General features: G+C 48.5%; 20 protein-coding genes. 15 read left to right on the top strand and 5 right to left on the bottom strand.

Features of this window, described 5'->3' with window-relative positions:
- The first annotated feature begins 85 nt into the window (after positions 1-85).
- The 4 genes from purM to purD are packed head-to-tail and all read left to right on the top strand — an operon-like array spanning position 86 to position 4,528.
- The gene (gene purM / locus ACWJJX_RS17705; protein WP_003155753.1) at positions 86-1,126 is read left to right on the top strand and encodes a phosphoribosylformylglycinamidine cyclo-ligase; all 1,041 of its coding nucleotides are present in this window, start codon (positions 86-88) and stop codon (positions 1,124-1,126) included.
- On the top strand, positions 1,123-1,710 hold the full coding sequence (gene purN / locus ACWJJX_RS17700; protein WP_454023162.1) for a phosphoribosylglycinamide formyltransferase: 588 nt from the start codon (positions 1,123-1,125) through the stop codon (positions 1,708-1,710). The genes purM and purN overlap by 4 nt, the downstream gene beginning before the upstream one ends.
- Positions 1,707-3,245 (top strand): bifunctional phosphoribosylaminoimidazolecarboxamide formyltransferase/IMP cyclohydrolase, encoded by a 1,539-nt coding sequence (gene purH, locus ACWJJX_RS17695; protein WP_043866892.1) that lies wholly within the window; start codon positions 1,707-1,709, stop codon positions 3,243-3,245. Before purN ends, purH begins: the two co-directional genes overlap by 4 nt.
- 14 nt (positions 3,246-3,259) lie before the next feature.
- On the top strand, positions 3,260-4,528 hold the full coding sequence (purD, locus tag ACWJJX_RS17690) for a phosphoribosylamine--glycine ligase (protein ID WP_146283750.1): 1,269 nt from the start codon (positions 3,260-3,262) through the stop codon (positions 4,526-4,528).
- A 167-nt stretch (positions 4,529-4,695) separates the two neighbouring features.
- On the opposite strand, the gene ACWJJX_RS17685 is transcribed toward purD, so the two are convergent.
- Positions 4,696-4,926: a YgaP family membrane protein gene (locus ACWJJX_RS17685; protein ID WP_003155749.1), complete on the bottom strand. Its 231-nt coding sequence runs from the start codon at positions 4,924-4,926 to the stop codon at positions 4,696-4,698.
- Positions 4,927-5,047: 121 nt separating this feature from the next.
- Between ACWJJX_RS17685 and ACWJJX_RS17680 the strand changes: the two genes are divergently transcribed.
- From ACWJJX_RS17680 to ACWJJX_RS17670, 3 genes are read left to right on the top strand one after another with little or no spacing between them, the layout of a single operon-like run.
- On the top strand, positions 5,048-6,790 hold the full coding sequence (locus tag ACWJJX_RS17680; protein WP_003155748.1) for an adenine deaminase: 1,743 nt from the start codon (positions 5,048-5,050) through the stop codon (positions 6,788-6,790).
- A gap of 24 nt (positions 6,791-6,814) precedes the next feature.
- Positions 6,815-7,810 carry a DUF3048 domain-containing protein gene (locus tag ACWJJX_RS17675; RefSeq protein WP_063174586.1) on the top strand — a complete coding sequence of 332 codons (996 nt, stop codon included), beginning with the start codon at positions 6,815-6,817 and terminating at the stop codon, positions 7,808-7,810.
- 2 nt (positions 7,811-7,812) lie between these two features.
- Entirely contained in the window at positions 7,813-8,124 is a 312-nt protein-coding gene (locus ACWJJX_RS17670; protein WP_003155745.1) for a YerC/YecD family TrpR-related protein, read from the top strand.
- Between the two features lie 35 nt (positions 8,125-8,159).
- Here ACWJJX_RS17670 and ACWJJX_RS17665 read toward each other — a convergent pair whose 3' ends face one another.
- Positions 8,160-9,734, bottom strand: coding sequence for an FMN-binding glutamate synthase family protein (locus tag ACWJJX_RS17665; protein ID WP_454023161.1), 1,575 nt, complete (start codon positions 9,732-9,734; stop codon positions 8,160-8,162).
- A 195-nt stretch (positions 9,735-9,929) separates the two neighbouring features.
- Here ACWJJX_RS17665 and ACWJJX_RS17660 point away from each other — a divergent pair, with 195 nt between their 5' ends.
- The 5 genes from ACWJJX_RS17660 (at position 9,930) to ACWJJX_RS17640 (ending at position 17,371) form a co-directional block, all read left to right on the top strand.
- A complete protein-coding gene (locus tag ACWJJX_RS17660) occupies positions 9,930-10,619 on the top strand; it encodes a heptaprenylglyceryl phosphate synthase (protein WP_003155740.1) in 690 nt (229 codons plus the stop codon).
- 57 nt (positions 10,620-10,676) lie between these two features.
- Positions 10,677-12,896 carry a DNA helicase PcrA gene (pcrA, locus tag ACWJJX_RS17655; RefSeq protein WP_454023160.1) on the top strand — a complete coding sequence of 740 codons (2,220 nt, stop codon included), beginning with the start codon at positions 10,677-10,679 and terminating at the stop codon, positions 12,894-12,896.
- A gap of 24 nt (positions 12,897-12,920) precedes the next feature.
- On the top strand, positions 12,921-14,927 hold the full coding sequence (ligA, locus tag ACWJJX_RS17650) for an NAD-dependent DNA ligase LigA (RefSeq protein ID WP_003155738.1): 2,007 nt from the start codon (positions 12,921-12,923) through the stop codon (positions 14,925-14,927).
- Positions 14,928-14,942: 15 nt separating this feature from the next.
- Positions 14,943-16,139 (top strand): CamS family sex pheromone protein, encoded by a 1,197-nt coding sequence (locus tag ACWJJX_RS17645; protein ID WP_003155737.1) that lies wholly within the window; start codon positions 14,943-14,945, stop codon positions 16,137-16,139.
- 236 nt (positions 16,140-16,375) lie between these two features.
- On the top strand, positions 16,376-17,371 hold the full coding sequence (locus tag ACWJJX_RS17640; RefSeq protein ID WP_044053002.1) for a phosphotransferase enzyme family protein: 996 nt from the start codon (positions 16,376-16,378) through the stop codon (positions 17,369-17,371).
- A gap of 36 nt (positions 17,372-17,407) precedes the next feature.
- Here ACWJJX_RS17640 and ACWJJX_RS17635 read toward each other — a convergent pair whose 3' ends face one another.
- The gene (locus tag ACWJJX_RS17635; protein ID WP_003155735.1) at positions 17,408-18,100 is read right to left on the bottom strand and encodes an MgtC/SapB family protein; all 693 of its coding nucleotides are present in this window, start codon (positions 18,098-18,100) and stop codon (positions 17,408-17,410) included.
- 120 nt (positions 18,101-18,220) lie between these two features.
- A complete protein-coding gene (putP, locus tag ACWJJX_RS17630) occupies positions 18,221-19,699 on the bottom strand; it encodes a sodium/proline symporter PutP (protein ID WP_077721906.1) in 1,479 nt (492 codons plus the stop codon).
- A 420-nt stretch (positions 19,700-20,119) separates the two neighbouring features.
- On the opposite strand from putP, the gene gatC reads away from it, so the two are divergent.
- Genes gatC through gatB form a run of 3 tightly spaced genes read left to right on the top strand, consistent with a single transcriptional unit; the run spans position 20,120 to position 23,326 of the window.
- Positions 20,120-20,410: an Asp-tRNA(Asn)/Glu-tRNA(Gln) amidotransferase subunit GatC gene (gene gatC / locus ACWJJX_RS17625; protein WP_003155732.1), complete on the top strand. Its 291-nt coding sequence runs from the start codon at positions 20,120-20,122 to the stop codon at positions 20,408-20,410.
- 14 nt (positions 20,411-20,424) lie between these two features.
- Complete coding sequence (gatA, locus tag ACWJJX_RS17620; RefSeq protein ID WP_007609878.1) at positions 20,425-21,882, top strand: Asp-tRNA(Asn)/Glu-tRNA(Gln) amidotransferase subunit GatA; 1,458 nt, start codon at positions 20,425-20,427, stop codon at positions 21,880-21,882.
- A gap of 13 nt (positions 21,883-21,895) precedes the next feature.
- Complete coding sequence (gatB, locus tag ACWJJX_RS17615; protein WP_015388583.1) at positions 21,896-23,326, top strand: Asp-tRNA(Asn)/Glu-tRNA(Gln) amidotransferase subunit GatB; 1,431 nt, start codon at positions 21,896-21,898, stop codon at positions 23,324-23,326.
- A gap of 62 nt (positions 23,327-23,388) precedes the next feature.
- Here the strand turns inward: gatB and ACWJJX_RS17610 are convergent, their stop codons facing one another.
- Positions 23,389-24,237: a TetR/AcrR family transcriptional regulator gene (locus tag ACWJJX_RS17610; protein WP_345913216.1), complete on the bottom strand. Its 849-nt coding sequence runs from the start codon at positions 24,235-24,237 to the stop codon at positions 23,389-23,391.
- Positions 24,238-24,306 lie beyond the last annotated feature (69 nt).

Raw genomic sequence — 24,306 nt, 5'->3', positions numbered from 1 at the left:
AAAATGACATAAAGGCAGCGGGAATTCAGGCTGCCTTTCTCTTTCTGCCTTTTAAGGAGAAACGAATTGACAAGGAGTGATAGGGATGTCTGATGCTTATAAAAATGCCGGAGTTGACATCGAAGCCGGATACGAAGCCGTCAAACGAATGAAAAAACACGTGGAGCGCACGAAAAGGCTCGGCGTTATGGGAAGCCTGGGCGGTTTTGGCGGAATGTTTGATCTGTCAGAGCTTCCGTATCAAAAGCCTGTTTTAATTTCCGGAACAGACGGTGTCGGCACCAAGCTGAAACTCGCATTTTCAATGGATAAGCATGACACGATCGGCGTCGATGCGGTCGCGATGTGTGTAAACGATGTGCTTGCCCAGGGAGCGGAGCCGCTGTTTTTCCTTGATTATTTGGCGGTCGGCAAAGCTGATCCTGTGAAAATTGAGCAGATCGTTCAGGGCGTGGCGGACGGATGCGAGCAGTCAGGATCAGCGCTTATCGGCGGTGAGACGGCGGAAATGCCGGGGCTGTATACGTCTGATGAATACGATATTGCGGGCTTTTCAGTCGGCGTCGCGGAAAAAGACGAAATCGTCACCGGTGAACATATCGAAGAGGGGCATCTCTTAATCGGACTTACTTCAAGCGGCCTTCACAGCAACGGATTTTCCCTTGTGAGAAAAGTGCTTCTTGATGACGGCGGACTTGATTTGGATACTGTCTATGAACCGTTTGCGCGTCCTCTCGGAGAAGAATTGCTGGAACCGACGAGAATATATGTGAAGCCGGTGCTCAAGGCGGTGAAAAGCGGTAAGGTGGACGGCATGGCGCATGTGACAGGCGGAGGATTCATCGAGAACATCCCGCGGATGCTGCCGGACGGATTGAGCGCGGAAATCGATCACGGCTCATGGCCGATCCCGCCGATTTTTCCGTTTCTGCAGGAGCACGGCAAGCTGAAAGAAGAAGAAATGTTCAATGTTTTTAATATGGGCATCGGTTTTGTCCTTGCCGTTAAAGAAGAAAACCTGACAGACGTCATCGGCACGCTTGAAGCTCAGGGCGAGAAGGCTTATCTGATCGGCCGGGTCAAGCGGGGCGAAGGCATTTCTTTCGGCGGTGCGGCTCTTTCATGAAAAAGTTTGCGGTATTTGCTTCAGGAAACGGATCGAACTTCGAGGCCATTGCCAAACGCATGAGAGAAGAGAAGTGGAATGCGGAGCTCTCGCTTCTCGTGACGGATAAGCCTCAGGCAAAGGCGGCGGAAAGGGCGGAGGCTTTACATATCCCGTCATTCGCCTTTGAACCGTCATCTTTTGAAAACAAAGCGGCCTTTGAACGGGCCATTATTGAACAGCTGCGTCTGCACGGGGCGGAATTAATCGTTCTCGCCGGCTATATGAGACTGATTGGAGATACGCTGCTTTCAGCATACGGGGGCCGCATTATTAATATACATCCCTCGCTTCTTCCGGCATTCCCTGGGATTGACGCTGTCGGACAGGCGTATCGGGCCGGTGTGAAAGTGGCGGGCATTACCGTTCATTACGTCGACGAAGGCATGGACACCGGACCGATTATCGCGCAAAAAGCATTCGAAATACAGGAAAACGATACGCTTGAAGACATAGAGCATACAATACACGAGCTTGAGCACAAATGGTATCCGAGCGTTGTGAAACGGCTGCTGGGACTAAATAACAGAGGTGAAAAGGCATGACAATCAAACGCGCACTAATCAGTGTTTCTGATAAAACAAATCTCGTACCTTTCGTAAAGGAACTGACAGAGCTCGGCGTCGAAGTCATTTCGACCGGAGGAACAAAAAAACTTCTTCAGGAAAACGGTGTGGATGTCATCGGCATTTCAGAAGTGACCGGATTTCCTGAAATTATGGACGGACGGTTAAAAACACTCCATCCTAATATTCACGGCGGTCTGCTTGCCGTAAGAGACAATAAAGAGCATATGGCGCAGATCAATGAGCATGGCATTGCACCGATTGACCTTGTGGTCGTCAACCTTTATCCGTTTAAAGAAACGATTTCAAAAGAAGACGTAACATACGATGAAGCGATAGAAAACATTGATATCGGCGGTCCCGGCATGCTGCGCGCCGCATCGAAAAACCATCAGGATGTGACGGTCATCACAGATCCGGCCGATTACAGCTCCGTGCTCAATGAGATGAAAGAACACGGCGGCGTTTCGCTCAAAAGAAAACGCGAGCTTGCGGCCAAAGTATTCCGCCATACCGCGGCATACGACGCATTAATCGCTGATTACTTAACACGCGAGGCCGGTGAGAAAGACCCTGAGCAATTCACTGTTACTTTTGAGAAAAAACAGTCGCTCCGCTACGGTGAAAACCCTCACCAAGAGGCGGTTTTCTACCAAAGCGCACTTCCTGTCTCCGGTTCCATCGCAGCGGCAAAACAGCTTCACGGCAAAGAGCTTTCTTATAACAATATTAAGGACGCGGATGCGGCCGTTCAAATCGTCCGGGAATTTACAGAACCCGCAGCTGTTGCCGTTAAACATATGAATCCATGCGGAGTCGGTACGGGAGCTTCAATAGAGGAAGCATTCAATAAAGCGTATGAAGCTGATAAAACCTCCATTTTCGGCGGCATCATCGCGCTGAACCGTGAAGTTGATCAGGCAACGGCTGAAGCCCTTCACGGCATCTTTTTAGAAATCATTATCGCCCCTTCTTTCAGTGAAGAAGCGCTGAACGTGCTGACGGCGAAGAAAAACCTTCGTCTGCTCACGCTTGACGTGACCGCATCAGGAAAGAAAGAAAAACAGCTGACTTCCGTACAGGGCGGTCTTTTGATTCAAGATTTAGACGTCCATGGATTTGATGACGCCGACATCAGCATCCCGACAAAAAGAGAGCCGAGCGAGCAGGAATGGGAAGATTTGAAGCTGGCCTGGAAAGTCGTCAAACACGTGAAATCGAACGCGATCGTCCTTGCAAAAGACCATATGACGGTCGGTGTGGGCGCAGGACAGATGAATCGCGTCGGTTCAGCCAAAATCGCCATTGAGCAGGCCGGAGAAAAAGCAAAAGGCAGCGCGCTCGGATCAGACGCGTTTTTCCCGATGCCGGATACAGTCGAAGAAGCCGCAAAAGCCGGTGTCACGGCGATTATCCAGCCCGGCGGATCGGTCCGCGATGAAGATTCGATTAAAAAAGCGGATGAATACGGAATCGCCATGGTATTCACCGGCATCAGACATTTCAAACATTAAGGGGGGAACGAAGCGTGAATGTATTGATTATCGGAAAAGGCGGCAGAGAGCATACATTGGCTTGGAAAGCGGCGCAAAGCCCGCTTGTTGACACGGTGTACGCCGCGCCCGGAAATGACGGTATGGCAGACTGCGCGGCGCTGGTCAACATTGAAGAAAGCGATCATGCCGCACTCATTGCGTTTGCGAAAGAACATCATGTCGGGCTGACGATTATCGGCCCCGAAGTTCCTCTGATTGAAGGGATAGCCGACGAGTTTGAAAAAGCCGGACTGCTTGTTTTCGGACCGTCTGAAAAAGCGGCTATTATTGAAGGAAGCAAACAGTTTGCCAAGGATTTAATGAAAAAATACGGCATTCCGACGGCGGAGTACGAGACGTTTACTTCATTTGAAGAGGCGAAAGCATATGTACAGCAAAAAGGCGCGCCGATTGTCATTAAAGCGGACGGGCTTGCCGCCGGAAAAGGTGTCACAGTCGCGATGACGGAAGAAGAAGCGATTGAATGCCTGCACGATTTTCTTGAGGATGAGAAATTCGGGGAGGCGAGCGCATCTGTTGTCATTGAAGAGTTCCTCGCCGGCGAAGAATTTTCTTTAATGGCGTTTGTAAAAGGGGAGACCGTCTATCCGATGGTCATCGCTCAAGATCATAAACGCGCCTTCGATGGAGATAAAGGTCCGAACACGGGCGGAATGGGCGCCTACTCACCGGTGCCGCACATTTCCGATGATATCGTCAGAAGCGCAGTCGAAACGATTGTGAAGCCGGCGGCAAAAGCAATGGTGAAAGAGGGACGCTCCTTCACGGGCGTGCTGTACGCGGGACTGATTCTGACGGAAAACGGATCAAAAGTCATTGAATTCAACGCGCGCTTCGGAGATCCGGAAACACAGGTCGTCGTGCCGAGAATGGAATCTGACCTCATTCAGGTGCTCTTAGATCTTCTGCATGAGAAGGATGTTGACCTAAGATGGAAGGATACGGCCGCGGTCAGCGTTGTCCTGGCTTCTGAAGGCTATCCGGAAGGCTATGCGAAAGGGACGCCGATCGGCAGTTTGACGTCCGCTGAAGACGGGATCGCCGTTTTTCATGCCGGAACGAAAAAAGACGGCGGACAATTTGTTACAAACGGCGGCCGGGTCGCCAATGTCACGGCATTTGCTGAGACATTTGAAGCGGCGAGGGATAAAGTGTACAGCGCCGTTTCAGGGCTGACAAAACCCGGACTGTTTTACAGAAGCGATATCGGCGTCCGTGCGCTGAAAGCATCGCAGCGATAAAGAGGAGACCCCCGCGTCATAAAAGATGCGGGTTTTCTTCTGAATGACGACTAAGATTGTCATGCAGTCTTGAATTCTGTCCCGGCTTTTGTGATGCCGGGATCGACGGCAGATTCTTCTCAGACTCGCGGGACAGGAGAAATTAAATAACAAGCCGAAACGGCTTGTTATTTTTCTTGCTGATGGCTGTCATCCTGATTCATCCCGGCTTGGAACATATATGTCACCGGACAGAAGCGGAGGATGCCGGACGCCGCTTTCATCGCGCCCATCATCATACAGAAGAGATGCATCTTGCACCAAGGTTTTCTCGTGTATTTCGCTGAAGCGGCAGACAAAATGGTGAGGCCGCAAGTGATGCGCATAACGGCGTTTAATAAACTGATATTCGGTTTCATCATTTCAGCTCCCTTAGAAAAAGTTTTTCATTCATCTTCAATAATTTGTAACGTTTTAGCCGTGCGATAATTGTGCGGATGTGATACGATGGGTCTAATATAAGCGAAGGAGAGTATGTGAATGTCCGAACGTACCTTTAACTGGAAAAATAAAGACATCAGATCACAGGCGGATGTTGTAGACTCAAAGCTGCTTCCAACGCTACTTTTACGGGATGCTCTCGTATTAAATCCTTTTTTAAAACAATGGCTGAAAAAGAACGTCTGGATTTACGGAGACCGAATTGTATATGTTGGTCATGAGCTTCCTGATGCAGCAGAGCACATTCATACCATAAATTGTGAAGGAAAATACATTGTGCCAGGTTACATTGAACCGCATACACATCCTTTTCAAATATATAATCCCCAAACGCTCGCCGAATATGTGTCTCAATTCGGAACAACGACGTTTGTTAATGATAACTTGTTTTTTCTTTTGCACAGCGGTAAAAAGAAAGCGCTTACTATATTGGAAGAACTAAAAAAACAGCCGGTGCAATATTTCTGGTGGTCCAGATATGATCTGCAGACTGAAGTGCTGAATGAGGACCAGCTCCTTTCTTTTGATGTCCGCAAGCAATGGATTGAGCATCCGGATGTCATTCAAGGCGGAGAATTGACCGGATGGCCGCGCCTCATGGACGGTGATGACTTGATGCTTCATTGCATGCAGGCGACAAAGAAACTGCGCAAGCGGATAGAAGGGCATTTTCCCGGAGCCTCTGAAAAAACACTGACGAAGATGAAACTGTTCGGGGCTGATTCTGACCACGAGGCGATGAATGGCGACGAGGTGATGAGACGGCTTGAATTGGGTTACTATGTTTCGCTCAGACATTCATCCATCCGCCCTGATTTGAGAACGATTTTGCAGGATCTCCATCAAAAAGGCTTCCGGCATTATGATCATTTCTTTTACACGACGGATGGAGCGACGCCGCATTTTTATAAAGGCGGCATGACGAATGAATTAATCAAAATCGCTTTGGAGGAAGGGGTTCCGGCGATTGACGCCTACAATATGGCCTCCTTTAATATCGCGAAGTATTATCAAATGGATGACTTTCTCGGTGTGATCGGTCCGGGCCGGCTTGCTTCATTGAACATTCTCGATGACCCGATGAATCCGGACCCGGTCACGGTGATCTCCAAAGGCATCCTGCTGAGGGAAGACGGCCGAAATATGAATGCGTTTACAGAAACAGATTGGAAAAAGGGCGGTCTTGTCCCTCTTGAGCTTTCATATGATATGACGATGGATGATTTACAGTTTTCAATGCCGATGGGTGTGATAATGCGCAACGCCGTCATTATGGAGCCGTATATGATTGCGATTGATAATTCTGTTGACCAGCTTTCTTTTGATCATGATGAATGCTATCTCACGCTTCTCGATAAGCATGGAAAATGGCGGGTCAATACAATGCTGAAAGGTTTTGCCGATCGGGTGCAGGGCTTTGTCAGTTCCTACACGACAACCGGAGATATTATCGCTGCCGGAAAAAATAAAGAAGATATCCTGCTCGCTTTCTCACGGATGAAAGAAATCGGCGGCGGAATCGTGCTTGCCGAAAACGGGAAGATTCTGCATGAGATCCCCCTCGCCTTAAACGGTTCTGCATCTGCGGAGAATTATGAAGAAGTGCTTGAGAAAGAGCAAAAACTGAGGACGCTGCTGGAGGAGCGGGGCTACCGATTCTGCGATCCGATCTATACGCTGCTCTTTTTGCAGAGCACACACCTGCCTTATATCCGCATTACGCCGAGAGGAATATTCGACGTGATGAAAAAAACTGTACTCTTTCCATCGATAATGCGTTAAAATATAAAAGCAGGGAGCCGACATATGAAAAGATGGAAAACCGTTTGTATGCTTTGTTTTGCGTTTTTGCTGCTTGCCGCCTGCCGGCAGAACAATGCCGATCAGGTGCAGCCGAAAGAAGCGGAAGCTCCTTTAACGGGGCTGAAAACTGAGCAGAAGCTCGCAGAACGCCGTCCGATTGCAGTCGCAGTGAACAATCATCCGAAGGCGAGGCCCCAATCCGGGCTGTCAAAGGCGGATGTTGTCATCGAAGCGCTCGCGGAGGGCCGGATTACGCGGTTTCTCGCGATTTTTCAAAGTGAGATGCCGGAAACGGTCGGGCCTGTGCGGAGCGCGAGGGAATATTTTGTCACGCTCAGCAGCGGGTTTAACAGCATATTTGTCCATCATGGCTGGAGTCCCGGCGCTAAAAAGCAGCTGGAGTCCGGAACTTACGATTATATAAACGGTTTGGATTTTGACGGCAGCCTGTTTTGGAGAGCCGATTTCAGCAAGCCGCCCCACAATTCCTACACGTCGTATGACAATATCAGGAAGGCGGCGGAACAAAAAGGATACAAGCTGAACGGAAAAACAGAACCGCTCCCATTTCAGACATCAGATGCAAAACCCGGAAACGAAACCTACAATATTCGGATAGATTATGGAACACAAAACGTTACAAATCTTGTCGAATACGATTATGATAAAAAAGCTGATGCTTATACAAGAAGCTCTGATGGTGTGAAAGCGACAGACCGGGAGACCGGAAAGCCTTTAGCCATGCACAACATTTTTATTGTTGAAGCCGGCCATCGCATGACAGACAAAGATGGAAGGCGGGCCATCGATATTCAGTCAGGGGGGAAGGGCCTCCTGCTTCAGCACGGCGATGTTATAGAGTCAGACTGGGAATATAAAGACGGCCGTATTCTGCCCGTAAAAGGCGGTGAGATTCTTCCGTTTGTGCCAGGAAAGACATGGATTAATATCGTGCCTGATCTCGATGCAGCTTCCATTAGTAAAGGAGAAGGTGTTTGACGATGCAAATCGATAAATTACGCGGAAAAGAACTGGACCAGTTATTTTTATCTATTTTATCGCTGAAAGATCTGGAGGAATGCTATCGTTTCTTTGACGATCTTTGTACGATTAATGAAATCCAATCGCTGGCGCAGCGTTTGGAAGTGGCGAGAATGCTCCGCGAAGGAAATACGTATCATAAAATTGAAAGCGAAACGGGTGCTTCCACAGCGACGATTTCCCGGGTGAAGCGCTGCTTAAATTACGGGAACGACGCCTATGAAATGGCGCTTGACCGAGTAAACAAAGGAGAATCCTCCTCAGCTACGTAAAAAACCGCTCTGCCGATGACGGCAGGCGGTTTTTTTTATGCGTGCTGATTCAAAAGGCCGGGAAGTTCCCTCAGGCTTCCGTCTTCCTCCCGGTATACGATGTGTTCAGCTGAGAAATGAATCGGCGAGCTGATACCCGCCGCCGCGGCAAGGTGAAACAGCCCTTCACGCAACGAGAGCACGTAGTTGCAGACGCGGTGCTGTTTATCCTCGATACTGAGCGCGCGCTGAAGTTTTGGATCGGTTGTCGCTACTCCGACAGGACAATGATTGGTGTGGCATACTTGAGCGCGGATACAGCCGACTGAAAACATCATTCCCCGGGCAATATTGACAAAATCCGCGCCTAACGCGAGGGCAACGGCAATCTTATCCGGAGTGAGCAGCTTTCCGGATGCGAAAATTTTCAGCTTATCTCTTATACCGTATGTCTTCAAAAGGCCGTCAACAAGGGGGAGGCCGGTCAGAATCGGCAGGCCGACGGAATCCGCCAGTTCATGGAAAGAAGCTCCCGTTCCCCCTTCACTGCCGTCAATCGTAATAAAGTCGGGAAGTTTGCCTGATGAACTCATACAGGAAATAAGGTCTTCAAGGTCTTTGCGGCTGCCCGGGACAATTTTGATGCCGACCGGTTTTTCACCGACAGTCCTTAATTTCTCAATGAAATCAAGCATGTCCGGAGCATTTGAGAATTCGTTGAAGCGGTTTGGGCTGTCAATGGATTGTCCGGGCTGCACATTTCTGATGGCGGCAATTTCTTCGGTCACCTTTGAACCGTCAATATGACCGCCTCTTGCTTTCGCCCCTTGCGCAAGCTTTAATTCAAAGGCTTTAATCTGCTCGAGGCGGCTTTTTTTCTTAAATTCTTCCCATGAAAATTCTCCATCTTCAGTGCGCACGCCGAACAGCCCGGGGCCGATTTGGCAGATAATATCCGCGCCGCCTTTCAAGTGATACTCAGACAGGCCGCCTTCGCCTGTATTCATCCATGTGCCGCCGGCCTGGTGCAGCCCTTTTGACAGGGCGGTGATTGCCCGGTCGCCAAGTGAGCCGTAGCTTATCGCTGATTGTCCGATTAACCCTTTTACATAAAACGGTTTCTTGCATGTGTCGCGGCCGATCACTTGCACATCGTCCGGATGCAGGTAATAAGGGTCCGCTTTTGCTTTTTCGCGGTGTTCGCTGCGTTTCAGCAGGTTGTCTTTGTCAATCTTGTATACCATCGTGTCGATCTTCGGCGTCTGATCTGTGCGCAGCTCCTCCCTTTGTTTCGGGAAGAGGGCGTTACGGATATAATAGCCCGGCTGATCGAAATCCCGTTCTGAGCCGAAGCCCATCATTCTGCTTTTATACTTTCCCGACATGACCGTCTGTTCATATTCTCTCCGGGAAAACGGCTGTTCTTCGTTATCATTGCTGAATAAATACTGCCGCAGCTCAGGTCCGATTTTTTCAAATATATAGCGCAGTTTTCCCGCTGCGGGATAATTGCGCAGCACTGAATGTTCTTCCTGCTTTTCGTCTCTTATGTAAATCCAGAGAAACAATGCGGCGGGAACTAAAATAATAAAAATCAATATACAAATCAGTACGATAATGGCTTGTTCCATTGAGATCAGACTCCTTGCCTTTTTTCTCTTTGACATTCCACATTTTGTCTGTTTTCAAACATAGCCGTTTCCCGTCCGGCGGAGCGCAATCTTTTTTTGTGAATCAGGTGAATGACGTCTTTTTCCGTTTTTCCGGGCCAAACGAATTTGTTATAATGTTTAAATGGCAAGAAACGAATGGAGGAACGAAAACGCATGTACGATGTTAACGAGTGGAAGCATGTTTTTAAACTCGATCCGAATAAAGATTTACCGGATGAACAGCTGGAACGGCTTTGTGAATCAGGGACTGACGCCATTGTGATCGGAGGAAGCGACAATATCACCGAGGACAATGTGCTGAGACTGATGTCAAAGGTGCGGCGGTTTTTAGTGCCGTGCGTACTTGAGGTGTCGACGATTGATTCCATTGTGCCCGGGTTTGATCTTTATTTCATTCCGAGTGTGCTCAACAGCAAAAAGGCGGACTGGATTGTCGGCATGCATCATCAGGCGATGAAAGAATACGGAGAGCTCATGTCAATGGAGGAAATCGTGACGGAGGGCTACTGCATCGTCAACCCTGATTGTAAGGCGGCCGCTTTGACGGAGGCGGATACACATATAGAAACAGAAGATATTCTCGCCTATGCGCGGGTCGCGGAACATTTGCTTCATCTCCCGATTTTTTATCTGGAATACAGCGGGATGCTGGCGGACATAGAAACGGTGGAGAAAACGAAGGCTGTGCTGGACAAGTCCGTCCTGTTTTACGGAGGCGGGATTAAAGACGCGGAAACGGCGGAACGGTTCGGCCGTCATGCCGATGTCATCGTTGTCGGAAATGCCGTATATGAAGATTTTGATCAGGCGCTCAAAACGGTGGCGGCTGTAAAGACAAAGTAGCCAAGCGGACGAAATTGATTTATGATAGAACATATGTTTGATAGGCGGTGAACGGATATGAATTACATTAGCAATCAATTATTAAGCGGATTAAATCCCGTTCAGCAGGAAGCGGTCAAGACGACGGACGGTCCGCTGCTTCTGATGGCGGGCGCGGGAAGCGGAAAAACACGTGTGCTGACGCACAGAATCGCATACTTAATGGCGGAAAAACACGTGGCGCCATGGAACATTCTGGCGATTACCTTTACAAATAAAGCCGCCAGAGAAATGAAGGAGCGGGTGGAGAGCATTCTCGGACCCGGCGCGGATGAAATCTGGATTTCCACCTTCCACAGCATGTGCGTGCGGATTCTGCGCAGGGATATTGACAGAATCGGCATCAACCGAAACTTCTCCATTCTTGATACGGCTGATCAGCTTTCCGTTATTAAAGGGATTTTGAAAGAGCGGAATATCGATCCGAAAAAGTTTGATCCGAGAAGTATTTTAGGCTCCATCAGCAGCGCCAAAAACGAGCTGATCGAACCTGAGGAATTCGCAAAAACGGCCGGCGGCTACTACGATCAGGTCACGAGTGACGTGTATACCGATTATCAGAAAAAACTGCTGAAAAACCAATCGCTCGATTTTGATGATTTAATCATGACGACGATTAAGCTTTTCGATCGTGTGCCGGAAGTGCTTGAGTTTTATCAGCGCAAATTCCAGTACATTCACGTAGACGAGTATCAGGATACGAACAGGGCGCAATACCTGCTTGTGAAGCAGCTTGCGGCCCGCCTTGAAAATATATGCGTCGTCGGTGACTCCGACCAGTCCATTTACAGATGGCGCGGGGCGGATATCGCGAATATCCTTTCCTTTGAAAAAGATTACCCGAGCGCAAACGTGATTCTGCTCGAGCAAAACTACCGCTCAACAAAGCGGATTCTGCAAGCTGCTAACGAAGTGATCAAAAACAACTCAAACCGCAAGCCGAAAAAACTGTGGACGGAAAATGACGAAGGCATCAAGCTTTCTTATTACAGCGGCGACAATGAATTCGGCGAAGGCCAATTCGTCGCGGGCAAAATTTATGAGCTGCACAGCTCGGGGCGGCGGAAGCTTTCCGATATCGCGATTTTATACCGGACAAACGCCCAGTCGCGCGTCATTGAGGAAACCCTTTTAAAATCCGGTCTGAACTACAATATCGTCGGCGGAACCAAGTTCTACGACAGGAAAGAAATTAAAGACATTCTTGCATACCTGCGCCTTGTGTCAAATCCGGACGACGACATCAGTTTTACGCGGATCGTCAATGTGCCGAAGCGGGGCGTCGGCGCCACTTCGCTAGAAAAAATCGCGTCATATGCGGCGATGAACGGAATGTCAATGTTCCAGGCGATCAAACAGGTTGATTTCATCGGAGTCAGCGCAAAAGCGGCAAACGCGCTTGACGGCTTTGGCGCGATGATTGAAAATCTGACGAACATGCAGGATTACCTGTCCATTACGGAACTCACGGAAGAAATTCTCGAAAAAACGGAATACAGAGAAATGCTGAAGGCCGAAAAATCAATCGAAGCCCAAAGCCGCCTTGAAAATATCGACGAGTTTCTTTCCGTGACGAAAAACTTCGAACAAAAAAGCGAAGACAAGTCTCTCGTCGCGTTTCTGACCGATCTGGCGCTGATCGCGGATATTGACCAGCTCGACCAGAAGGAAGAAGAAGCAGGCGGAAAGGATGCCGTCACTTTAATGACACTGCACGCCGCTAAGGGGCTTGAATTTCCAGTCGTGTTCTTAATGGGCATGGAAGAAGGCGTGTTCCCGCACAGCCGCTCCCTGATGGAAGAAGCCGAGATGGAAGAAGAACGCAGGCTCGCATATGTAGGCATTACGAGGGCGGAAGAAGAACTGTATTTAACGAATGCCAAAATGCGCACCTTATTCGGCCGCACCAATATGAATCCGGAATCCCGCTTTATCAGGGAAATACCTGGCGATTTATTGGAGAACCTAAATGAGAAGAAAACAGCTCGCATGCAGCCGGGACGAAAAGTGCAGCCGAAACGCGGGCCCGTATCCCGTCCCGTTTCCTACGCGAACAAAACAGGCGGCGACTCGCTCAGCTGGGCGGTCGGCGATAAAGCGGGCCATAAAAAATGGGGCACCGGAACGGTTGTCAGCGTAAAAGGAGAAGGCGAAAGCACCGAGCTTGATATCGCATTCCCGAGCCCAGTCGGCGTGAAGCGTCTGCTTGCCGCTTTTGCGCCGATTGAAAAGCAGTAACCTGAAGAGGAAAGGAAGAACATGATGGACAAAGAAACAGCGAAACACCGGGCAGAAGAATTGCGCCGCACCATCGATCAGTACAGTTATGAATATTACACCTTAGATGAACCGAGCGTGCCGGATTCCGAGTACGACAGACTGATGCAGGAGCTGATTGCCATAGAGGAAGAGCACCCGGAACTCAGAACGCCTGATTCGCCCACACAGCGGGTCGGGGGAGCGGTGCTTGAATCTTTTCAAAAGGTGCAGCACGGCACGCCGATGCTCAGTCTCGGCAACGCATTTAACGATGATGATCTCCGCGATTTTGACCGCCGCGTCCGTCAGGCTGTCGGTGACGGCGTCGCTTACAATGTGGAGCTGAAAATAGACGGTCTTGCTGTTTCTCTCCGTTATGAAGACGGCTATTTCGTCAGAGGCGCGACAAGAGGAGACGGAACGACGGGCGAAGATATCACCGAAAACTTAAAAACGATCCGCAACATTCCGCTGAAAATGAAACGTAATCTTTCCATAGAAGTGCGCGGAGAGGCGTACATGCCGAAACAGTCATTTGAAGCGCTCAATGAGGAAAGGCTGAAACATGAAGAGGAGCCGTTCGCCAATCCCCGGAACGCGGCTGCGGGCTCACTCAGACAGCTCGATCCGAAAATTGCAGCGAAACGAAATCTTGACATCTTCGTCTACAGTATAGCGGAGCTTGACGAGATGGGTGTGGAAACACAGAGTCAGGGCCTGGATTTTCTGGATGAGCTCGGTTTTAAAACAAACCAGGAACGGAAAAAATGCGACACGATAGATGAAGTCATTGAAATGATCGAAGAGCTGCAGGCGAAGCGGGCCGATCTCCCTTATGAAATTGACGGAATCGTCATCAAAGTCGATTCGCTCGACCAGCAGGAAGAACTCGGGTATACGGCAAAAAGCCCGCGCTGGGCGATTGCTTACAAATTCCCGGCGGAAGAGGTCGTGACAAAACTGCTCGATATCGAACTGAATGTCGGAAGAACGGGCGTTATTACGCCGACCGCCGTTCTGGAACCGGTAAAAGTCGCGGGAACGACGGTCTCAAGAGCATCCCTTCATAACGAAGATTTAATTAAAGAGAAGGATATCCGCATTCTCGATAAAGTGGTCGTCAAAAAAGCGGGCGACATCATCCCTGAGGTCGTCAATGTCTTAATTGAACAGCGGACCGGGGAAGAAAAAGAATTCAATATGCCGACCAGCTGCCCTGAGTGCGAAAGCGAACTTGTCCGCATTGAAGGGGAAGTCGCGCTGCGCTGCATTAATCCGGAATGTCCGGCGCAGATCAGAGAAGGCCTGATTCACTTTGTCTCACGCAACGCGATGAATATTGACGGACTCGGAGAACGTGTCATCACACAGCTTTTCCGTGAACATCTCGTCCGTAATGTCGCTGATTTGTATAAGCTGACGAAAGAACAGGTCATCCGGCTTGAGCGGATGGGGGAAAAATCAACTGACAATCTGATCAGCTCCATCCAAAAGTCGAAAGAGAATTCGCTGGAACGCCTGCTGTTCGGTCTCGGCATCCGTTTTATCGGCTCAAAAGCGGCCAAAACACTGGCCATGCATTTTGAAAGCCTGGAAAATCTGAAACAAGCCACGGAAGAAGAGCTGCTTGCGGTAGATGAAATCGGCGAAAAGATGGCCGATGCCGTTATCACCTATTTCCGCAAAGAGGAAATGCTTGAGCTTTTGAATGAACTTGAGGAACTCGGTGTGAACACACTCTACAAAGGCCCGAAAAAAGTAAAAGCGGAGGACAGCGACTCTTATTTTGCCGGCAAAACCATCGTGTTAACCGGAAAGCTTGAAGAGCTGTCCAGAAATGAAGCCAAGGCGCAGATTGAAGCGCTCGGCGGAAAGCTGACGGGATCTGTCAGCAAAAAAACAGACTTGCTGATTGCCGGAGAAGCGGCCGGAAGCAAGCTGACAAAAGCGCAGGAATTAAACATTGAAGTATGGAATGAAGCACAGCTATTGGGAGAGCTAAAGAAATAAGAGGAGTGTTTTCTATTGAAAAAGATGTTGGCATTGGCGGCGACGGCAACGGCGGCAGTACTCATGCTGTCGGCCTGTTCGCCGAGTTTCGGGGGAAAAAAAGAGGAAGAGATCACGCAGAAAACGGCAAAGTCTTCTGAAAAAGCGATCATACCGAAATATAATATCTCTGATTCCTACTATAAAATGGTGCTCCCGTTTAAGGCCGGAAAAGCGCGCGGCCTGACCGCGGACCGGCTGAACACGAGGCTGGACATCGATGAATTCGAGACGGGGCTGATGCGGCTCGCTCAAGACACGTTCCCGACGGATGACTATTTGTATCAGGAAGGCCAGTATTTAGATGAGGACACGGTACTCAGCTGGCTTGACCGCAAAAAAGAGGGCAGTGATCTGAAAAAGGCGAAAAAGGCAGACGCCAATTTCCAGAATCTCGGCTTAAACCCGGTGCTGCCAAGCTCGGGATCAGCAAAAGAGAAAAACGAAAACAGCCCGATTTACTTAGCGTCCATGCTTGAGCAGGATTACTTAGTAAGAAAAGATAAAAATTCCATCCAGCTTGGCGGTGTCATGATCGGTCTCGCTCTCAACTCTGTATACTATTACCGCGAAAACACAGGTGATCCGCAGCAGGAAGTGGAGCTCAGCGACAAAACGATCCGCAGCCACGGTGAAGAAATCGCACAGGAAGTCGTTAACCGCCTTCGGAAAATGGATAACCTGAAAAATGTGCCGATTACCGTCGCCCTTTATAAACAAGCGCCGAAAACATCAATCGTACCGGGGAATTACATTGCGAAAACAGAAGTCAAGGCCGGCTCATCCACCATTTCAAACTGGGATGATGTCAAAGAAAAGTACGTCTTCTATCCGGCGGATACAGACACGGCAAAGAAATACCCTGATGATTCCGAAGTGTTTAAACGCTTCAAAAACGCCATCGACAGCTACTTCCCGAATTACACAGGAGTTGTCGGAACGGCAATGTACGAAAACGATGAAATGAGAAAAATGAAGATTGAAATCCCGATGCAATTTTACGGGAAAAGCGAAGTCATCGCCTTCACCCAATACTTAACAGGTGAGCTGATGGATTATTATTCAAAAGGCTCAGTTGATGTCGAAATTAACATTACCTCGTCTGACGGGCAGGAAGCGCTGATCGTCCGCAATGCGGGTGACAAAGAACCGACCGTCCATATTTACGATTAACCAAGATGCCCTTGTTCATTTCTGTATGAGCAAGGGTTTTTTAGTGTGAATATCGTTGGAGAGAGGAATGAGGTATGTTAAGATATTTGTATAATTAGGAATTAACAGGAAAACACATTTCATTTCTAAGCGGATGTTACGAATCTGCTGTGAAAAAAGAAGGGCAGGAATGTTGATGAATGACATTTGCTGAGTACACACACCGCCTACAAATGTTATGAAAAGGGTGAATCAGCATGCATAAAGATATTAAAGCGATTTTTGAGGAAGATAAGGTACTGGCTGAGGCCGGTGAAATATACGGATTTACCAAGTTTCAATTTATTGCGGACGCAGAGAACTACGTATATGAAATTGTGAAAGATAACGAACCGTATATCTTAAAAATTACGCATACGATCAGAAGAACGCCGGAATATATTCTCGGGGAAATGGAATGGCTTCATCATCTGGCAAAGGGAGGGCTTTCAGTAGCAAAGCCGATTCCTTCATTAAATGGCAAAGATGTCGAAGAAGTGCCGGACGGAAAAGGCGGAGCGTTTTTATTAAGAGTCTATGAAAAAGCGCCCGGACGCAAAGTGGAGGAATCAGACTGGAACGGAACGCTGTTTTACCAGCTTGGAAAGTACACGGGGAACATGCACCGGCTGACGAAAAGCTACCGTCTGAGCGATCCGGCATATAAAAGGCAGGAATGGGATGAAGAGGAGCAGCTGAAGCTGAGAAAATACGTGCCCGCAGATCAGCATCTCGTATTTGAGCGGGCGGATGCTCTAATGGAAAAACTGCGCCGTTTGCCGAAGAATCCTAAAAACTACGGCCTTGTGCACGCCGATCTGCATCATGGCAATTTTAATTGGGACAACGGAAAAATCACTGCATTTGATTTTGATGATATCGGCTACAATTGGTTTGTGAATGATATCAGTATTCTGCTGTACAACATGTTGTGGTATCCGGTCATCCCGTATGAAGACAAGGCCGCGTTTACGGGTGAATTCATGACTCACTTTATGAAAGGCTACAGAGAAGAAAATGACCTTGATCCCGCCTGGCTTGAACACATCCCGGATTTCCTCCGGCTGCGCCATATGCTGATCTACGGATTATTGCATCAGGCGTTTGACCTCAATTCACTCGGGGACGAGGAACTCGGGATGCTGAAAGCCTTCAGGCGCGATATCGAAAATGAAACACCGATTACGGAGTATCAATTTTCTGCATTCGTATAAATAGAAAAACGCCGGCTGAATCCAGCCCGGCGTTTTTTATAACGTATCACATTTTACTCCGACGACACCCTGAATTTCTTTAATATCATAATAGACGTCAGTGGTGTAGCGGTTTTTATGAACACTGACTTTCACTTCCATAATCGGAAATTCTTTTTCACCCAGGTCATCAATCCGGACGGAGTGAATGCGGAGCTGTTTGCTTTTCATTTCCTTTAAAATCTCGGTCATTTTGTCTTTATCGGAAAGAGACATTCTCACGCGGATATCCTTTTCCTTCAAGCGGTTGGGACCGATTTTTCTGATCAGCCACGGAAGAAATTCGACACTGATCAGGATAAACAAGAGGCTTGCGAACGCTTCTTTATAAAAGCCGGCGCCTGTAGCCAGACCCAGCCCGGCCGCGCCCCAGATGATAGCCGATGTCGTCAGGCCGGATATGACGTCATTGCTTTTACGCAGGATCACGCCCGCGCCGATAAAACCGACGCCGGAAATGATTTGGGCGGGAAGGCGGAGCGGATCCATCATGATACGGTAATATTTCGGGAAATGATATGCCGCATTAATGCTGACGATCGTCAGCATACAGGAGCTGACGGCGATGACGATACAGGTTTTCAGTCCGAGCGGTTTGTTTTTCAGTTCGCGTTCAAGACCGATGATCATGCCGATCAGCGTGGCAATGCCCAGCTTTAATAAAATGTCTGGTTCGATAGGCCAGCTCAATTTGCACAGCACCTCCGCAATTTTTCTTATAATAAATTGATATGATTTTCTCACAGTATTTATAGCAGGACAAGTGCGGAAGAAAAAAGCCGTCAGGGATAAAATCTGACGGCTTTTTGTCTATTTCTTGTTTTTCAAAAGAGATTCCATCCGGCTGAACAGCTGATAAGAAGCATCGGCCGGTTTTTTGGTCAGCAGGCTGACGGCAATACCGGCAATCAGACTGAGGAAGAATCCCGGAATGATTTCGTATACGCCGGTTGAAGCGGCAAGCCCTGTGGTGATCCAGATTAAAACGGCCGCTGCCCCGGTAATCATCGCCGCAAGCGCTCCCCATTCATTCATCCGTTTCCAGTACAGACTGAGCAAGAGCGCCGGGCCGATAGCCGAACCGAAGCCAGCCCACGCATATCCGACCAGATCAAGAATGGTGCTGTTCGGATTCATGGAAAGCAGGATGGCGATAACGGCCACGATCAATACTGACAGGCGTCCGGTCATGACCAATTCTTTATCGCTCGCTTCCCGTCTGAAAAAGGCGCGGTATAAATCTTCCGTAATGGCGCTTGCCGTTACGAGAAGCTGTGAGGAAATGGAACTCATGATCGCCGCTAAAATCGCGGACAGCAGGAAGCCCGTAATCAGCGGGTGGAACAAGATTTTAGAAAAAATAATGAAAATCGTTTCCGGATCTTTTACGGAGACCCCGAAGTGATGAGAATACGCAACCCCGATAATCCCGGTCAGCAATGAACCGACAACTGAAATAACCATCCAGCTCATCCCGATTCTGCGGGCGGGTTTTAAATCTTTCACTTCTTTAATCGCCATAAATCGTACGATGATATGAGGCTGGCCGTAATAGCCGAGTCCCCATGCCAAATAAGAAATAATGCTAATGACGCTCGCGCCTTTAAAGATATCCAATAGTTTCGGGTTAACGGCGTTGATCGAATCAATCGTCGTTGAAACGCTCCCGAGCTGGGTAAAAGCAACGATCGGCACAAGCACTAATGCCGCAAACATGATCGCTCCCTGTACAAAGTCAGTCAGACTGACAGCGAGGAAACCGCCAAACAGCGTGTAAAGGACAACAACACCCGCCGTTAAAAACAAACCGAATTTGTAGTCGGCGCCGAATGCCGATTCAAATAACCTGCCTCCGGATACCATCCCGGACGATGTGTACAGTGTGAAAAAGATCATAATAATCACGGCGGAAACAATTTTCAGCAATGATGACGAGTGGCGGAACCGTTTATCGAAAAAATCGGGAATCGTAATCGCATCATCCGCAACTTCCGTGTAAGCGCGCAGCCTCGGAGCAAGCAGCAGATAATTTGAATACGCGCCGATCGTCAAACCGAGCGCCAGCCATAAGGTCGATAACCCCGTTGCGAACATTGCGCCGGGAACTCCCATCAGCATCCATGCGCTCATATCCGCCGCACCTGCGGACAGCGCCGTTACGAACGGGCCGAGTCCTCTTCCGCCCAGCATGTAATCATTAATATTCGTTGTCTTTCTGAATGCGTACCAGCCGATTAACAGCATGGCAGCAAAGTAAATGCCAAGAGATATAATTAATTCAATACTCACGTTTTTGGACCCTCTCTTCTTTCATGTAAATGTTGCATCACCTCTGTAGATTAGTAGTGCCGGAATATGCGCCGGCGATCCAGCCTTTAGTCATCATTCCATGCGAATCACATATTTAGTGCCGGCTATGGTTACTAAACCTAACAAAGTATCCCCGATCAATCAACTCTCGAAACCTGGCCCGCTCAAGGAAAAAATCCCCGCCAACATAGAACAGCTTAGAGATGAAAACGCTACCAATAAATTATAAAAGTAAAAATTTTCTGACATATAATTCGTTTCTCTTTCTCCCCGATTTAGGATAAAATAGAGAGGGTTTCATCATGCCTCAGAAGGCGGCGTTTTGTTGCTTTAGAGGGCTCGTTTTTGATATGATCAGTATTATATGACGAAACGGAGAATTATGCGGAGGTGGATCTTATGTCACGAATTTCTATAGAAGAAGTAAAGCATGTCGCTCATTTGGCGAGACTCGCCATTACGGATGAAGAAGCTGAAATGTTCACAGAACAGCTTGACAGCATCATCTCGTTTGCCGAGGAGCTTAATGAAGTGGACACGGATAACGTGGAACCGACAACACACGTGCTGAAAATGAAAAACGTAATGAGAGAAGATGAAGCGGGTAAAGGCCTTCCGGTCGAGGATGTCATGAAAAATGCTCCCGATCATAAAGACGGCTATGTCCGTGTGCCATCTATTCTGGATTAAAGGAGGGAGACAGTATGTCATTATTTGATCACAAAATCACAGAACTGAAACAAATGATACATAAAAAAGAAATCAAGATTTCCGATCTTGTTGATGAATCTTACAAACGGATCGCATCCGTGGATGATAAGGTGCAGGCATTTTTACAGCTTGATGAAGAAAGAGCCCGCGCTTACGCGAAAGAACTTGACGAAGCGGTTGACGGACGGTCTGAACACGGTCTTCTCTTCGGAATGCCGATCGGCGTCAAAGACAACATCGTGACCAAAGGGCTTCGCACAACATGCTCAAGCAAAATCCTCGAAAACTTCGATCCGATTTACGATGCGACGGTTGTGGAACGCCTTCAAGCCGCTGAAGCCGTCACAATCGGAAAGCTGAATATGGACGAGTTCGCGATGGGTTCTTCTACTGAAAACTCCGCGTACAAAGCGACGAAAAACCCTTGGAATCTCGATACGGTTCCCGGCGGATCAAGCGGCGGTTCCGCAGCTGCGGTTGCAGCCGGCGAAGTGCCGTTTTCACTCGGATCTGATACGGGCGGCTCCATCCGTCAGCCGGCTTCTTTCTGCGGGGTTGTCGGATTAAAGCCTACATACGGACGCGTGTCACGTTACGGTTTGGTCGCTTTTGCGTCTTCACTTGACCAGATCGGACCGATCACAAGAAACGTAGAAGATAACGCATTCCTGCTTCAGGCGATTTCAGGCCCGGACAAAATGGACTCTACGAGCGCCAATGTCGAAGTGCCGGACTTTCTTTCTTCATTAACTGGCGATATTAAAGGCTTAAAAATCGCCGTGCCGAAAGAATATCTCGGAGAAGGCGTCGGCAAAGAAGCGAAAGAATCGGTTTTAGCCGCTTTAAAAGTGCTTGAAGACCTCGGAGCGACATGGGAAGAAGTATCTCTGCCGCACAGCAAATACGCGCTTGCGACGTATTATCTGCTGTCTTCTTCCGAAGCGTCTGCAAACCTTGCGCGCTTTGACGGCATCCGCTACGGCTACCGCTCAGACAATGCGGACAACCTGATTGATCTTTATAAACAGACGCGCTCTGAAGGCTTCGGCAACGAAGTGAAGCGCCGCATCATGCTCGGCACCTTCGCGCTCAGCTCCGGCTACTATGACGCGTATTACAAAAAAGCGCAAAAAGTGCGCACGCTTATTAAGAAAGATTTTGAAGACGTATTTGAGAAATACGATGTCATCGTCGGACCGACAACGCCGACACCGGCATTCAAAATCGGCGAAAAAACCAGCGATCCGCTCACAATGTACGCCAACGATATTTTAACGATCCCTGTCAACCTCGCGGGTGTGCCGGGAATCAGCGTGCCGTGCGGATTTGCGGACGGACTGCCGCTTGGACTGCAAATCATCGGAAAACACTTCGATGAAGGCACTGTATACCGCGTCGCTCATGCTTTTGAGCAGGCAACAGATCATCATAAAGCGAAACCTGAACTGTAAGGGGTGAAATGAAGTGAACTTTGAAACGGTAATCGGACTTGAAGTCCATGTGGAATTAAAAACAAAATCTAAAATTTTCTCAAGCTCACCGACGCCATTCGGCGCGGAAGCGAATACCCAAACGAGCGTCATCGACCTCGGCTATCCCGGCGTGCTGCCCGTTTTGAACAAAGAAGCGGTCGAATTCGCGATGAAAGCCGCAATGGCTTTGAACTGTGAAATCGCAACGGATACGAAGTTTGACCGGAAAAACTATTTCTATCCGGACAACCCGAAGGCATATCAAATTTCTCAATTTGACAAGCCGATCGGCGAAAACGGCTGGATTGAAATCGAAGTCGGCGGAAAAACGAAAAAAATCGGCATTACCCGTCTTCACCTTGAAGAAGATGCGGGAAAACTGACGCATACGGGCGACGGCTATTCCCTCGTTGACTTCAACCGCCAGGGCACGCCGCTTGTCGAGATTGTATCTGAGCCGGATATCCGCACACCGGAGGAAGCTTACGCATATCTCGAAAAGCTGAAATCAATTATCCAATACACAGGCGTTTCCGACTGTAAAATGGAAGAAGGTTCACTGCGCTGTGACGCCAACATTTCCCTCCGTCCGATCGGCCAGGAGAAATTCGGCACAAAAACGGAGCTGAAAAACCTGAACTCCTTCGCGTTCGTGCAAAAAGGACTTGAGCATGAAGAAAAACGCCAAGAGCAGGTGCTTCTGTCAGGCGGAGTCATTCAGCAGGAGACGCGCCGCTACGATGAAGCGACGAAAAAAACCATTTTGATGCGTGTCAAAGAAGGTTCGGACGACTATCGTTATTTCCCTGAGCCTGACCTTGTCGAGCTCTGCATTGATGACGAATGGAAAGAACGCGTAAGAGCAACCATTCCTGAGCTTCCGGACGAGCGCCGCAAGCGTTATATCGAAGAGCTCGGCCTGCCGGCTTATGACGCAATGGTTCTGACGCTGACGAAAGAAATGGCTGATTTCTTCGAAGAAACGGTCAATAAAGGCGCGGAAGCCAAGCAGGCATCAAACTGGCTGATGGGTGAAGTCTCAGCTTACCTGAACGCCGAACAAAAAGAGCTTGAGGATGTCGCACTGACTCCTGAAGGCCTTGCCGGCATGATTAAGCTGATTGAAAAAGGAACCATCTCGTCCAAAATCGCGAAGAAAGTCTTTAAAGAATTAATTGAAAAAGGCGGCGACGCAGAAAAAATCGTCAAAGAAAAAGGCCTTGTGCAGATTTCTGACGAAAGCGTGCTTCTGAAGCTGGTAACAGATGCGCTTGACAGCAACCCGCAGTCAATTGAAGACTTCAAAAACGGAAAAGACCGCGCGATCGGCTTCCTTGTCGGGCAGATTATGAAAGCCTCAAAAGGACAGGCCAACCCGCCGATGGTCAACAAAATCTTACTTGAAGAAATCAAAAAACGATAAAAAAAGCAGCCGCCTGAAAGGGCGCTGCTGACACGGAGACCGGTAAGCGCCGGTCTCTTTTTTTATAAGCTGAAATAGGTTTCAATGGAAGCCCGCAGCGTTTCAATCTGCTCATTTCCGCTGCCTGCCAAGTTGGACAGCATTCCTTTAATAATCGGTTTTCGCGGCTCTTCCTTTGCGCATTCCTCTTCAATGACTTCAAGCGATACGAGGACGTCCTCAGGCAGCCCCTGCTGTGCTTTTATCTTTTGAATATCCGCAAGCAGTCTTTCTCTGTCCGCCGCGGGCTGAGTGAAGATATCCTCCGGCAGCAGCGGATCGGGATTGTCTCTTATCAGTCCCGTAATCAGATCATCGATTCTGGCAATCAGAAAGGCCGCCACGTTTTCCGTCCGGAATGCCGTATGTTCATTAAAAATCAAGAAATGAATATAGGAGCTCACTATTCCTTGCGCCATAACGGACGCATCCGCTATAAACGGTATGACGGCATCTCCGTAAACGGAGAGCAAAGCATCCCGGTACAGCATGTTAAATTGAATATTGGCCTCATGAAAATACTGTTTGACCTTTTGATTTTCAGGAATGACCTTTTCGCTCAGCAAGAGAATGATAAAGTCCTTGTGCTCCATAAATTCCTGGAATTGATAAGCGATTTGTTTTCGGAATACGTCCTTAGGCGATTTATGCTGATGTTCTGTTTTGATTTTCTTTATTTCTTCCATAGACATGCCGATGTAATACTCACATGCTGAGAGCAAAAGGTCTTCTTTTGATTTAAAATGAAGATAGAAGGCCCCTTTTGAAATTCCGCATTCACCGGCGATTTCCTGAATGGTTGTTGAAGAAAACCCTTTTTTGGCAAATAAATGGATGCCTGTTTTTATGATTTTCTCTTTTTTTTCGTTCATGACGTGCTTCCCCTTAATCCTGAAAAATTTAGAAAAATTTACTGCCTTATTAGTTGACGATGTTGAGTT

The sequence above is a fragment of the Bacillus sp. YH3-2-B2 genome (genome assembly GCF_053663335.1).
Note: the sequence above shows the minus strand (reverse complement) of the source record. Positions and strands in the feature narration are given on the sequence as shown.

Excerpts from the sequence above, each read along its gene's own strand:
- gatC (WP_003155732.1), top strand. The coding sequence starts at position 20,120 with ATGTCACGAATTTCTATAGAAGAAGTAAAGCATGTCGCTCATTTGGCG.
- ACWJJX_RS17610 (WP_345913216.1), bottom strand. The coding sequence starts at position 24,237 with ATGAACGAAAAAAAAGAGAAAATCATAAAAACAGGCATCCATTTATTT.
- pcrA (WP_454023160.1), top strand. The coding sequence starts at position 10,677 with ATGAATTACATTAGCAATCAATTATTAAGCGGATTAAATCCCGTTCAG.
- gatA (WP_007609878.1), top strand. The coding sequence starts at position 20,425 with ATGTCATTATTTGATCACAAAATCACAGAACTGAAACAAATGATACAT.
- ACWJJX_RS17680 (WP_003155748.1), top strand. The coding sequence starts at position 5,048 with ATGTCCGAACGTACCTTTAACTGGAAAAATAAAGACATCAGATCACAG.
- ACWJJX_RS17685 (WP_003155749.1), bottom strand. The coding sequence starts at position 4,926 with ATGAAACCGAATATCAGTTTATTAAACGCCGTTATGCGCATCACTTGC.
- ligA (WP_003155738.1), top strand. The coding sequence starts at position 12,921 with ATGGACAAAGAAACAGCGAAACACCGGGCAGAAGAATTGCGCCGCACC.
- ACWJJX_RS17665 (WP_454023161.1), bottom strand. The coding sequence starts at position 9,734 with ATGGAACAAGCCATTATCGTACTGATTTGTATATTGATTTTTATTATT.
- ACWJJX_RS17670 (WP_003155745.1), top strand. The coding sequence starts at position 7,813 with ATGCAAATCGATAAATTACGCGGAAAAGAACTGGACCAGTTATTTTTA.
- purH (WP_043866892.1), top strand. The coding sequence starts at position 1,707 with ATGACAATCAAACGCGCACTAATCAGTGTTTCTGATAAAACAAATCTC.
- purN (WP_454023162.1), top strand. The coding sequence starts at position 1,123 with ATGAAAAAGTTTGCGGTATTTGCTTCAGGAAACGGATCGAACTTCGAG.
- purM (WP_003155753.1), top strand. The coding sequence starts at position 86 with ATGTCTGATGCTTATAAAAATGCCGGAGTTGACATCGAAGCCGGATAC.
- ACWJJX_RS17640 (WP_044053002.1), top strand. The coding sequence starts at position 16,376 with ATGCATAAAGATATTAAAGCGATTTTTGAGGAAGATAAGGTACTGGCT.
- ACWJJX_RS17675 (WP_063174586.1), top strand. The coding sequence starts at position 6,815 with ATGAAAAGATGGAAAACCGTTTGTATGCTTTGTTTTGCGTTTTTGCTG.
- ACWJJX_RS17660 (WP_003155740.1), top strand. The coding sequence starts at position 9,930 with ATGTACGATGTTAACGAGTGGAAGCATGTTTTTAAACTCGATCCGAAT.